This is a genomic window from Synechococcus sp. BL107 (genome assembly GCF_000153805.1).
In the GTDB taxonomy this organism is placed as follows: Bacteria; Cyanobacteriota; Cyanobacteriia; order PCC-6307; family Cyanobiaceae; genus Parasynechococcus.
The window spans coordinates 277,361-289,726 of record NZ_DS022298.1 but is presented as its reverse complement, the minus strand read 5'-3'; the positions used below and the strand labels follow the sequence as shown (position 1 = coordinate 289,726).

Here is a 12,366-nt window from a genome sequence, read left to right as displayed (position 1 = left end):
CCTCAGGCACCTTGGTGGTGCATGCTGGCTTAGCGACAGGAACCCAAGGGTTCATGCGATTGCGGATGTAGCTCAGTGGTAGAGCATCTCCTTGCCAAGGAGAGGGTCGAGAGTTCGAATCTCTTCATCCGCTTTATTTATTTTTATTAATTCGCTAGGAATCATTTTTGTACGAATTAAATGAGCATTCTTCAATCTGTAATTATCGACAAGGTTTCACAAGCGTAAATATGTTTATTTTGCGAAGAGAGCATCACCTAGTTGCTCCTCGAGATGGATTTTATTGTACTTCCAAGCCTCGATGCTTTATAGTGAATCCTATATTTAGGTTCTTTCAATACTTGGCTTTCGTTTTAAAGCAAAGTATGATATTGCCAAGCTGTGGTTAAGCAATGGAGAAGAAGCCCCTAATCACCGAAAATACTTCTCAATCATCTGCAGATGATTCAAATGTTCGATCTAAGCTCACTGTCAAGCAGCAAGTCGGTGATGCAGCGAATAAATGGTTAGCTCGAAATAGATCTTTAGTACTTCGACAAACTCCAGCTTGGGCTCAAGGGCTTACAGCGCTTATGCTGGCACTCGGAGGTACAGCTCTATTAGTTGGTATCTTTTTTAGAATTGACGAAGTCGTCACTGTTCAAGGCCAATTAAAATCTATTGGTGGAACTATCGAAGTGAAAACACCAGCTGGCGGAAAGGTAGCTGAAGTTTTATTTAACGATGGAGATAACGTTCAGAAAGGCCAATTGCTACTTCGCTTTGATACGCGTCAAGCTAAACAAGAACAAGAAATGCTTGTACGAGTTATTGCTATTGAGAAAAAAGAATTGAAGTCTCAAGTCTCTACTATTAATAGCCAGGAGGCAATGTTGTTAAGCAGAGTAGAAGTTCTTAAAAGACGCATTAAAACTAAATCAATGATTCTGAAGCAAATGGAGACCCTTGTAGAAGAAGGGGGGTTTCAACGTCTTCAGTATTTAGAACAAAAAGATGAACTCTTTCAGCTTGAGAATCAATTAGGTGAGCTCTTAGAACAACAAAACCAATTAAATAATCAAGTTGAGCAGATTCAGTTAAGCTCTACAAAATCTATTAATGAGATGGAAACAAGACTAAAAGCCGCTGAGTTACAACTTCAGTACCAAAACGTCAATGCCCCAGTATCAGGCATTGTGTTTGACCCTCAAGCAAGCGCAGATGGTGTGATGTCTGCTGGCGAAAGAATTGTTTCTATTGTTCCTCAGAAAGGCCTATACGCTGAAGTATATGTTCCTAACAACGATATTGGCTATATCAAAGTTGGACAAGAAGCTAAAGTACGTGTTGATGCATTTCCCTTTACAAGATATGGCGATATCGCAGCTACAGTGAGTCAAATCGCTGCTGATGCACTAGAACCCAAAACTGAACAGAATTTTTATCGTTTCCCAGTAAAGCTTAGGCTTTCAAATTCATATTTAATTTCCAATTCGATGAAAGTTCCTTTGAAATCAGGAATGTCCATTACTACTAATTTAAAATTGCGAGATAAACGAGTTATAAGTCTTCTTAGTGACATGCTTGTCGATCAAGCTGATAGCGTCCAAAGTATTCGACAACAGTAATGTAATGGATTCTAATTTTATCTTAGACCCTACCCCAGCAGAATGGATTGACAATGAATGTAATCAAATTATTCTGGAACAAATTTTTCCGTGTCACCATCTACTTGACGATGTGGATATGCTTAAAACCTTTCTGAGATTGTTTATTAGACAAAGAATTAATCAAAAATATCCTTCCAATCAGGGTCACTTGTTATGGGCTAGAGAGTTCTGGGGACATCGTCTCGATCAATTGTTTTTAGAGTGTAAAGATAGTTTAGATCAGGCTTCATGTAGATTAATTCGGGTCTCAAATCAAGGTCTCGCCTTTGAGCTCTACCATCGATTAAGCATGGGAGAGTCTACTTTTGAGCAGTTATCTATGTTGTATGGTGAAGGTAGCGAACGGTTCAAGGGTGGAGCTTTTGAATTGCAGAATATGGAAGAATTTCCCTCAGGAATACAAATCTTTTTAAAAAAATTGAAAGTGGGTCAAACAACAAAGCCTCTTTCTGTAGGGAATATGTTTGCAATTTTGCAGTTGATTGATTTTATTCCTTGTGTTCGTAGTCCTGCCCTTGATCAACGAATCTTGCAGCGTCAATTTGACTTGTGGTTGAACGGCATGTCAGATTATCTCTACGATCATTTAAAATCTATAAAAGATTAAATTTTAAATAATATGAATTCTTCTCTCGGCAGCCTCGAACTCATTGTAAAAGCTGTGAGTCAACAGCCACCATTCTCATCTCTAAGTCAAGAACACTGTAAGGCTCTTTTTTCGAAATCTCAAATTCTGCGATGTTCACTTGGGCAGCGCATTCTTCGTCCTGACACGCTCCCTGAGGATATTCATATTGTTATTCAGGGAAAAGTTCGTCTTTTAGCTCAAACTTCTGATGGATCAAAGACTATAGACTTGCGAGGATCAGGTCAATTAATTGGTTGGATATCGCTGCTTCGTGCTTCACCTTGTGAATGGATAATAGCTTCCGAAGATTCCCTTCTTTTATCAATACCGTCTGACATTTTTGTCAAAATATTCGAACAAAGTATTCCTTTTCAGAAGAAATTTTCAGAGATTAAAAATCTGCATGAAGTTTACGATGTTATAAAAGCCTCCGCAGATCATAATTTTTACCAACTGGAAGGATGGCAATCAAGATTGGATGATCTTGCCAATCAGAAGTCTTGGACTCAATCAATTGAACCAGGAGTTGCGTTTAAACCTTCATCTGATTGCCCTTCAGATGTTGTCTGGATTATGAGCAGCGACGGTGTCCCTAATTATCCGCCTGGATATAGGGTATTGCCAGGAGAATCTTTACCGACACGAGAGGGTTTTAAATTTCCATACCGATTGGTTGGTCTACTAGACCATCCTGATTTAAGCCCTCCTTTGAGTTCTGATTCCTCAAATAATCAAGATTCTCTGTTTATAGAGAATCCAAGTAAATCATTGCAGCAGTTAGGAATTCTTGAGGCAGATAATCAAGGTCTTGATGATAAGTATCCTTTTGTGAAGGGTGTTGGATCTTTTGAGGAGATTTTAGCAATTAGTGAGATGGTAGCACTTCAACAAGAGGTGCCATTCCGTAGAGACTCTATTTCTAAATTAGTTGAAGGTCATTTTCGAAGGAACAAACCCCTCACTTTAGAATTAATGGCTAGCCTTCAAGAAGTCCTTGGCCTTAATTGTCAACTTGCAAATGTAGACAAAAAGTATTTTCTTAGCATTGAGGCTCCTGCAATATTTTTGCTTGAAGAGATACCTGTTGTGCTTTTCTCTAATAGTGGTAAGAATATTATTCTAGGTCATCCTCATAAGGGTCTAATTTCTATAACCGAAAAAGATCTTCAAGACAAGTTAGGGGATACATTGCGATTTGCTCTTCCACGTAGGATTGGAACTACGCCTAGATCTCGCTTCGGATGGAGTTGGTTTACACCCTTAATTTCAAAATATAGGAAGTCCTTAATTTTAGTATTTGCAGCTTCTTTGTTTGCGCAACTATTTGGACTCATGATTCCTTTGCTCATTCAGCAAATAATTGATAAAGTTTTAACACAAGGAAATCTAAGCAGTTTAAATGTTTTAGGTTCTGTAATGATACTACTTGCTCTTTTTCAGGGCCTTCTTACGGCTCTCCGAACATATATCTTTGTCGATACAACTGACAGAATGGATTTGACTTTAGGAACTGCTGTTATTGATCGCTTATTAGCTCTTCCACTTTCTTACTTTGAAAAAAGACCAGTAGGTGAGCTTTCGCAAAGATTAGGTGAATTAAATACGATTCGCGGTTTTCTTACCGGAACTGCTTTAGTTTCTGTTTTAAATATTATTTTTGCGCTTTTATATTTAGCTGTAATGCTCGTTTACTCGCCATTCCTTACGGCTGTTGCGTTAAGTACGCTTCCGATTTATGTTTTGATGGTATTTTTGATTGCTCCTATATACAAAAATCTTATCCGTAAACGTGCTGTGGCTCAAGCAAGAACCCAAAGTCATCTTATTGAAGTATTGGGAGGAATACAGACTGTTAAAGCGCAGCATTTCGAGCTTACTGCGCGTTGGAAATGGCAAGATAGATATAGACATTTTGTTTCTGAAGGATTTAAAGCTACAGCCCTAGGTGCTACTTCCGGAGAGATCGGTGGCTTTTTAAATCAATTTAGTTCGTTACTTGTTTTGTGGATAGGAATGGGATTAGTACTAGAAGGTCAATTAACTCTCGGTATGTTGATTGCTTTCAGAATTATTAGTGGAAAAGTCACCTCGCCATTACTGCAATTGTCTGGGTTGTATCAAGGATTTCAGAAAGTGCAGTTATCTATGGAGAGGCTTAGTGACATATTAGATCAGAATCCTGAACTTTCAGCAGCTGAGGATGTTGCTCAAATCTCTATGCCTCCGATCTCTGGGAATATCCGATTTGAAAGTGTCAGCTTTCGCTTTGCGGACAAAGGTCCTTACCAAGTTGATGATGTAAGCCTAAATCTTTTGGCCGGCAGTTTTGTTGGCATTGTAGGCCAAAGTGGTAGTGGAAAAAGTACTTTGACTAAGCTTATCCCCAAACTTTATTCACCCGATCAAGGTAGAATTTTTATTGATAATTATGATGTTTCCAAAGTTAATCTTTCAAGTTTGAGAAGGCAAATTGGAATTGTCCCACAAGATTCACTACTTTTTGAAGGTACAGTTGCTGAAAATATTGCTTTGAATGATCCACAAGCCACAAATGATTCAATTATTGAGGCAGCTAAAATTGCCTGTGCTCATGAGTTTATTATGAGTTTAGGTCAAGGTTATGCAACACCATTAGCCGAAAGAGGCAGCAATTTGAGTGGTGGTCAAAGGCAACGCATCGCTATTGCTAGAACTGTACTTGCTAATCCTCAACTTTTGGTTATGGATGAAGCTACAAGTGCTCTTGACTACAGCACTGAAAGACAACTCTGCTTAAACCTTCAGGATTGGGCTTCTGGCAGAACTGTACTGTTTATTACTCATCGCCTGAGCTCGATCCGTAATAGCGATCATATACTTGTAATGGATTCTGGAAAGTTAGTTGAGGAAGGCACACATCAGCAATTAATGAATTTAAATCAAAGATATGCTGCACTTTTTGATCAGCAGGGAAATTGAATGAATCTTGCTGTCTTATTTGCTTAAGCAAATAAGACATACTGCTGCAGAAAAGATTGCGCAGATAATTTTTTTATTTTGAATAATTGATTGGATTAACCTGTTGTTAAGTCTATTTTTAAGAATTTAACGGAAAAATCTTGCTCTTATTTTTCTATTCTTCGCTTTTGTATTTGATGTTATAGCCAAAGCTTTGAAATTTCTTTTCATCAATCTTTCTTACTGTCTCAGGGGATAGTAGTTTTGCTTTGCTATTAAATTGCTACCTATTCATTATGCTTAAATTATAGATTTCATTTATGGCAGGCAGTTGTTTTATTCACTACCTGATTCAATATATATAAGTCCCAGAAGACTATTGGATGTGTTGCTAGTATAATTTTAAGTTGAATTAGATTTGTTATTGTTGTCGCAATTTCTCAGTTCTTTCAGGTTGCGATTGGAAGAGGATTCGAGCCCTCGCCTAGAGTTTGCTCTTCATAAAAATGACGCAAACCTCCATGTATCAAGCGAGTATGGGAGATCCATTGACCTAATTAGTGCAGAAAATCAATGGCATGAGGAATGTTGACTATATTATATTGATTAAGGGGTAATTATTGGTGACACAATAGAATGTTTCGTTGAAGAGGCATCGAGTATTGCTTGTCATATTACATATCGGTTGAGTGGTATGACCCATGGCAACAAAATGAATAAATTAGGGGCATATAAATTTTACCCATAAAAAAACCCCCTCCGGAAACGGAGAGGGATAGAAAACTAACAAATAATCCTATGGGATTATTAATTAGTTGTTAGCGTAGATGATGTCAACGGTGTTGTCACCAAGGGTTAAACCACCGGCAACACCTGTGATTGTGTCGTGAATGTCAGCGACAAAGTCATCAGAGGTACCAGTTGTGCCGCCCTGAATGAACATGAAGTAATCACCCGTTGATCCTTCGAAGATTGCAACGGAACCTTGGGTGGTTACAGTTGCATCCAAAACACCTACACGTGCAGTAAGACCTGCGGTTCCAAAGTCAGCGTTGACGAAAGTGCCGTCTGTGACAGTCGCATCGAGATCCTTGCTGGTGTCTTTGACAGCTTCAGCAGTAACGAAGGTTGTTTGGTTATCGAATTTGAAATCGATACCACTGACTGTCGCAGCGTTATCAATTTGGTCATAACCACCGATTGTGGATTCAGTGAAAGCTGCATAACCAACCTTGCCCTCATTAGATGAGAAAGCATCATTGAGTTTCAGGGTGTCAGCACCATTGCCACCATAAACGTAGGCTGCTGCGTCAGCGTCTCCACCGAAGTCGATGGAATCAGCTCCACCACCACCTTGAACAGTGGAACCAGCGGCCAAGGTATTGGACAAAGTAATGCTGTCGTTACCAGATCCACCACCAACTAAGGCAGTACCGGCCATGGTGCCACCGACTGTGATGTTGTCAGCGCCAGCGTTACCAAGAACTTGAGAAGATACTGATACTCCGCTGACAGTCAAAACATCTTTACCTCCCTTACCTTTAATGGTGCTGTCTGCACCAAGGTCATCTTCGAAAGTTAAAGTGTCAGCTCCACCACCATTGACTGAGGAGTCCATGTTGATGAGGAGGTGACTATTACCTGTTCCGGAAATAGTCATCTTGTCAGCTCCACCACCGCCAAGGATGGTTGCCGAATTAGTAGTAATCGTCGAGGCTGTTACTTCATCGGCGCCTGCACCAAAGCCGATTAGGCTGTCGGTGAAATCAACTGCTCTGATTTGCGCGGTATCTGAACCGCCGCCGAAGTAAAGTTGTGAAGATTTGAACGAAGTAGCACTCATCGTAAGAGTGTCATCTCCATCTCCGGTCTTCAGATCGGTTGATGCTGCAACGACGACGGTAGAGAGAGTGAGTGTGTCCCCACCAGCACCACCGAGAATGCTACCTGCGGAGATCGTTGCACCACTAATGACAATTTTATCAATACCACCGGCGGCATCGATATCTAGGTTGGTAGCAGTACCACCTTGCTCGAGACTGATCGTATCGGCACCAGCAAGACCATTGATGGTCGAATTTGCAACGGCGCCGCTTTGTGCGGTGAAGAGATCCCCGCCAGTTGTGCCGTTGGTAACGCTACCAGCGGAAGTAATTAAAAAAGCCATTGAGTAATTTGGAAGAGGGCCACACTAGACCAGCCAGATATTAACTCAATTGATCCATATGCGTCAATAATTGTGGAAATGCTCGCAAACTGCCCTTAGTCTTCTTCTAAATCCGACCAAAGCCAGTCAAGCTTGCTGTGCCACTAATATTTCTGCAACATTCTCCCATTTTTTCATATTAGTTTGTAGTGAGAGATTTCCCTTTCTCTTGTTGGAGGACAGTTTCCACCGATTCGGATTTCTTAATTGCATGTTAATCGCTTCAATAATGTTTTCACCTTCCAAATCTACGCAAAATTCAATATTATCATTGTCGTCGAATAATTCCTCAACTGCCAATGATTTATTAGTTACTATTGGCGTATTGCATAAATATGCTTCATGCAAGCTCCAGCTCATAACATATGGATGCGTTAAGTACACATGGCACCAGCTGCTTTGTAGCCACTTAACATAGTCATCATATTCTAATCTCCCTACCCATTTAATATTGTCGCTGATTCCTGTTTCGCTTAAAGAATTTTTGGCCCACTGCATCCAACTTCCATTCTTTGGACTCTTGCCTCCATAGCAAATTTGATCCAAGCCAGCAATTTCTACAGTCAAGTCCGGCCACTTTTCTATTAGTGCAGGCAAAGATTTGATAAATTCTGGAAAACATCTCATTGGCTCCATTCCTCGTGTTCCATATGTAATTTTTGGAATCGGACTAATTTGTTTAGGGTCATATCGAAAAACGTTTTCATTTACTCCATCATAAATGACATTGCATTTGTCTATCAGGCTATCGGGTAATTGTTTTTTCTGCCATATTGAAGGTGCAACAATATAATCTGCTAAAGTCATTTCAAATGCCATATGAATGTTTCGCTTCCATAGTTCTTGAAAATCTTTTGCAATTGATTTTAGATAGGGATTACTTCTCATTACCTGAGTTAATTCTGAATCCGGAGAAAACCACCATTCGAAGTATCCTATTAATTTTGTGTCAGGCCAAATTTCCTTGACGTGAACCCCACAACCCCATCCCGTATGACTAATGACTAAATTAGGTTTCCAGCCTGATTCATTTAATTTTACAAAAGCTGATCTGTAATAGTCAGCTCTTAACGAGACACGCTTGTTTTCACTTTTTGATATTTTTATGTAGTGCTCGTGTCCCATAGGGTGCTTTACTGCAATTAATTTGATGCCTTTGATTCGCCTTCCGTAGTGTGTTTGGCATATAAATCTCACGTCATGACCTTTATTTTCAAAGAAGCTGCATAAATGCTTGAATTGGCCTGGAAAATTAGGATGAAGAATGAGTATTTTCATTATATTGACGATGATGTTAAACTAGTTAAAAACTCATGGGTCTTTCTCTTGCTCTCGCAGCCCATAGGCAGGACAATATTGATGAAGCATTAATTCAGTATAGCAGGGCCTTCGATCAAGATATTAAGGATTGGAGACTATATCAGAACTATGGCGCACTTCTTAGAGAGAAGGGTGAATTTGATAAAGCAACTGTTGTGTATAAAAAAGGATTAGATTTCTATCCTCTACATATTGGTATCATTGGGAATTATGCGAATTTGTGTAGCAGTGTAAATCCAACTAAATCTTTGGGTCTCTTTTTACTTGGACTTCATGTTTGTTTGTCAGATCCAAAAAAATATCCTTCCGAATTGCCTTTATTTTACTCGTATGTTTTGGATAGGCTTATAGACCTTAAATTATACCATTGGGCTTCATCTTTGCTTTCAAGAGCTCTTTATCATGTCGGAGCGACTCCTTCTCTGCTTAAAAATCTTTTGATTTTATTGAGTGAACCTTCATTTAATAATCGCCTAAAATCTCTTAAATCAGAATTTGAGTACTTAGTTCTTGATTCAATTGATAAATGCAGTGATGTTGACGCAATAGCTTTGTATTTTGCAATCGCTAATTACTATAGGATGTTATGTGATCATGTTTCCTCTGCTAAGTATTACGATTTAGCAATGAAGCGTGCATCTTTCGCTCCTGGTATTCTCGCTGATGATAGGTACAAATTACAGCATTTAGTTGATGTACATAGTTGGAATTGCTCATCTCTTTTGCTCCAATCGGGTAATTTTGAGCGTGGATGGTCGTTATTTGAATACGGTTTACGCTGTCCTGCGGATGGCACTCAAAAATGGCAACGAGCGTTAATTAAGCCCTTTACTTCTGATCAATTACCATTATGGACCGGTCAGTGTGGTGTTGGAAAGCATCTCCTTTTGCTTGAAGAACAAGCAATTGGAGACGTAATAATGTTTGTATCGCTCATTCCTTTGTTGTTCGAGGAGTTTGCTCTAATAGGTCTTTTAACATCCATTAGACTAGCTCCGATCCTTCATCGTTCTTTTTCTTCTGAGATTACTGCTGGAAAATTCGTTCTCTACACACCTGCAGATATTAAAGACGGGACCCTTTCGTCATCCAATTTTGACTTTCAGTCGGCTATTGGCTCCATTTGTAGTAAGCGTTTCACTTCTATAGACCATTTTGCGCCCAAGGTACCTTTTTTAATCTCTAATTCAACTCTTACAAATCAGTTTCGTACGGAGTATTTGAAGCATGGCGTCAAAAAGGATTTTTTAGTCGGAGTTAGTTGGCGTGGTGGCGGAAGGGGAAAGCGCATAGAAGAAAAATCTATGAATCAAGATCTTTTCAAGAACTTTCTACTTAAACATCCGGGTTTTCGTTTTGTCGATTTGCAGTATGGCTAAACATCTAAAACAATATATGATTGGAAAAACTCCGGCATCGATATTATTCATGATGCTCGCATAGACTCTCTAAAGGATATGGACACTTGGATGTCTCAAGTTGCTGCATGTGATGTAGTCGTAAGCGTAGCCAATACTACAATTCATGGTTCTGGCTCCTTAAATATACCTACCATGTGTCTTCTTAGTAAGCATTTTGACTGGCGTTGGTTAAGTGACCAGAATCAAACCAATTCTTACTGGTATCCATCAGTAGGTATTGCTCGTCAAGATGACACTGGTGGTTGGCATTCTGCTCTCCAGAAGACTTCTCAATGGCTATTTGCTTCTGCAAGGTCAAATAACTAGTTGATGCTCTTCATACTCATGTGCTTTAATGGATCTATCGAATAGTGCTGCTTTGTCAAATTTAGTCTCTACACTCATTTCACATTTCAGAGGTGGTGACCATCAGTCAGTAATTTCAACTTGGATATCATCCTCACTTGTTTCGACTCTAGAACCTATTGCAGCAAAAATTGTAGCTAGTTCTTATTTTAGTCTTGGTAATTACCAGGAAGCATATAACTTGCTAATTGAGATTGAATCATGCTTTTCCGAAGATGAGTCTTATTATTCTCTCTTCGGCGTTACTTGTCGCAGGTTAGGCGACTTTGAACGATCAGAACCTCTACTTTTGAAAGCTTTAAAGCTTTCACCTGAATCTTTGGCCACAAAGAATAATTACGCCAATCTATTAATTGATCTTAAACGTTTCGACGAGTCACTTTTGTTATTGGATGAGATATTAAATATTAATCCCAATTTTATTGATGCAATAACCAATAAAAATAGATTATTAGATTCTCTTCAAAAAGTAAATTTATCTCAATCTATTATCGAATCAGCGAGTAATTCAGCTTGGTCACTTGCCGACCCCCTACTAATGGCTTTTACTCCAGATGAAGTGAAAAGAACGACCTCCAAGCTAACCGCAAAAGTTCTTGATAAGAATGAGTCAACTTTATTAAAGAATATTCCTCAATCGACTTCACATGAACTTCACCGTGATCAGTTGAAGATGGCAGAGCAAGCAGTATTGTCGAAAAATTTTAATTTAGCTCTAAAAACTTGTACTGCTATTTATGGTAATTGTAAATCTGATTTGATTGGTGATGTATACGAGGTAGCTGCTGATGCTTATATAGGTTTGAAGCTTTTTCATTATGCTGAAATCTGTTATGGTTGTGCAGCAAATTTAAAAGGCTATTCTTTTAAGCACTTATTTAATCTTGCAAATCTTGCTTGCATCCGTCATGACATCATCTTAGCCAAGTCTTATGCTAGTCGCGCACGTGATCTTGACTCTGATAATCCATCACTTATCAAATTAATTGATAACTTGTCAACCATGTCGTCACAATTCTCCTTCGTTACAGATTGGCCTTCTGTTAATATCGTAGCTTAGATATCTGAATCATGTCGGATTCAAGATGTATTACTTATATTGCTACCGGAAAAGCCTATATCGATGAGGCCTTCTTTAACGCTAGGCTTTCTAAAGTTAACTCTCCGACTATTCCTTTCTGTTTGTTCACTGATTTATTCGAATATGCATTATCAATTAATCATGACTTGGTATTCGAAAATATATATCAACACGATTGTCCAGTTTTTAATTATCGAGATAAGATCTCGCCGCTGTTGCATTTACCCTATGATGAAATACTTTTTCTCGATACTGATGCCTTCATATCATCTTCAATTGATTTAACCTTCAATATTTTGAAATTCTATGATATTGCAGCCTGTTACGCTCCTGTTCGTCATCCACCGGGCTGGAATGATGCTTCTGTTCCTGATTTTTTTCCAGAGATAAACACCGGAGTGTTATTTTTTAATAATTCTCCATCCTTTCGTCAATTAGTTACTGATTGGCTTGCATCATACGACTTACTTTTTACTAGCTTTAATCAGAGTTGGGATCAGGCGTCCTTTCGTTCTGTCTTATGGAAAGCTATTTCCAATCGATCACTAAGTCTATTTATTCTACCCGACGAGTTTAATGTTCGAACCACCAAGCCTTGGATTATTGGTCGTGGCTCACCCGCCTATATTATTCATGGTCGTTATCCTTCATCTGAATTATCTAGATTTCTTGACTATTTGAATGGCGATGTAGATACCTTTCGTACTTCTTCTATTTGGCTTACCAACAATCCCCATTCCTCCATTAGGCCAAGATTTGATCGCACGTTTGAGTAATCT

Annotated in this window: 8 protein-coding genes and 1 tRNA gene; 7 read left to right on the top strand and 2 right to left on the bottom strand. The window is 39.0% G+C overall.

The features are described from left to right. The first annotated feature begins 61 nt into the window (after window positions 1-61). The 4 genes from BL107_RS01390 to BL107_RS01375 all read left to right on the top strand — a co-directional run bounded on the left by BL107_RS01390 (window position 62) and on the right by BL107_RS01375 (window position 5,235). Window positions 62-133 (top strand) — tRNA-Gly (locus tag BL107_RS01390). A gap of 259 nt (window positions 134-392) precedes the next feature. Then, a complete protein-coding gene (locus BL107_RS01385) occupies window positions 393-1,607 on the top strand; it encodes an HlyD family secretion protein (RefSeq protein WP_037987874.1) in 1,215 nt (404 codons plus the stop codon). After that, complete coding sequence (locus BL107_RS01380; RefSeq protein ID WP_232193093.1) at window positions 1,564-2,256, top strand: hypothetical protein; 693 nt, start codon at window positions 1,564-1,566, stop codon at window positions 2,254-2,256. The genes BL107_RS01385 and BL107_RS01380 overlap by 44 nt, the downstream gene beginning before the upstream one ends. A 12-nt stretch (window positions 2,257-2,268) precedes the next feature. Next, on the top strand, window positions 2,269-5,235 hold the full coding sequence (locus tag BL107_RS01375; protein WP_037987871.1) for an ABC transporter transmembrane domain-containing protein: 2,967 nt from the start codon (window positions 2,269-2,271) through the stop codon (window positions 5,233-5,235). A 790-nt stretch (window positions 5,236-6,025) separates the two neighbouring features. On the opposite strand, the gene BL107_RS01370 is transcribed toward BL107_RS01375, so the two are convergent. Together BL107_RS01370 and BL107_RS01365 are read right to left on the bottom strand one after the other, a co-directional pair. Then, window positions 6,026-7,381 carry a hypothetical protein gene (locus BL107_RS01370; RefSeq protein ID WP_009788464.1) on the bottom strand — a complete coding sequence of 452 codons (1,356 nt, stop codon included), beginning with the start codon at window positions 7,379-7,381 and terminating at the stop codon, window positions 6,026-6,028. Window positions 7,382-7,507: 126 nt separating this feature from the next. Beyond that, window positions 7,508-8,698: a glycosyltransferase gene (locus BL107_RS01365; protein WP_009788463.1), complete on the bottom strand. Its 1,191-nt coding sequence runs from the start codon at window positions 8,696-8,698 to the stop codon at window positions 7,508-7,510. 35 nt (window positions 8,699-8,733) lie between these two features. On the opposite strand from BL107_RS01365, the gene BL107_RS01360 reads away from it, so the two are divergent. From BL107_RS01360 to BL107_RS12495, 3 genes are all read left to right on the top strand, one after another. Then, window positions 8,734-10,119 (top strand): M48 family metallopeptidase, encoded by a 1,386-nt coding sequence (locus BL107_RS01360; protein WP_009788462.1) that lies wholly within the window; start codon window positions 8,734-8,736, stop codon window positions 10,117-10,119. A 376-nt stretch (window positions 10,120-10,495) separates the two neighbouring features. Next, window positions 10,496-11,566: a tetratricopeptide repeat protein gene (locus tag BL107_RS01355; RefSeq protein WP_156779357.1), complete on the top strand. Its 1,071-nt coding sequence runs from the start codon at window positions 10,496-10,498 to the stop codon at window positions 11,564-11,566. Between the two features lie 11 nt (window positions 11,567-11,577). Next, window positions 11,578-12,363 carry a hypothetical protein gene (locus BL107_RS12495; RefSeq protein ID WP_156779356.1) on the top strand — a complete coding sequence of 262 codons (786 nt, stop codon included), beginning with the start codon at window positions 11,578-11,580 and terminating at the stop codon, window positions 12,361-12,363. Window positions 12,364-12,366: the final 3 nt, after the last annotated feature.

Excerpts from the sequence above, each read along its gene's own strand:
- BL107_RS01385 (WP_037987874.1), top strand. The coding sequence starts at position 393 with ATGGAGAAGAAGCCCCTAATCACCGAAAATACTTCTCAATCATCTGCA.
- BL107_RS01375 (WP_037987871.1), top strand. The coding sequence starts at position 2,269 with ATGAATTCTTCTCTCGGCAGCCTCGAACTCATTGTAAAAGCTGTGAGT.
- BL107_RS01370 (WP_009788464.1), bottom strand. The coding sequence starts at position 7,381 with ATGGCTTTTTTAATTACTTCCGCTGGTAGCGTTACCAACGGCACAACT.
- BL107_RS01365 (WP_009788463.1), bottom strand. The coding sequence starts at position 8,698 with ATGAAAATACTCATTCTTCATCCTAATTTTCCAGGCCAATTCAAGCAT.
- BL107_RS01360 (WP_009788462.1), top strand. The coding sequence starts at position 8,734 with ATGGGTCTTTCTCTTGCTCTCGCAGCCCATAGGCAGGACAATATTGAT.
- BL107_RS01355 (WP_156779357.1), top strand. The coding sequence starts at position 10,496 with ATGGATCTATCGAATAGTGCTGCTTTGTCAAATTTAGTCTCTACACTC.
- BL107_RS12495 (WP_156779356.1), top strand. The coding sequence starts at position 11,578 with ATGTCGGATTCAAGATGTATTACTTATATTGCTACCGGAAAAGCCTAT.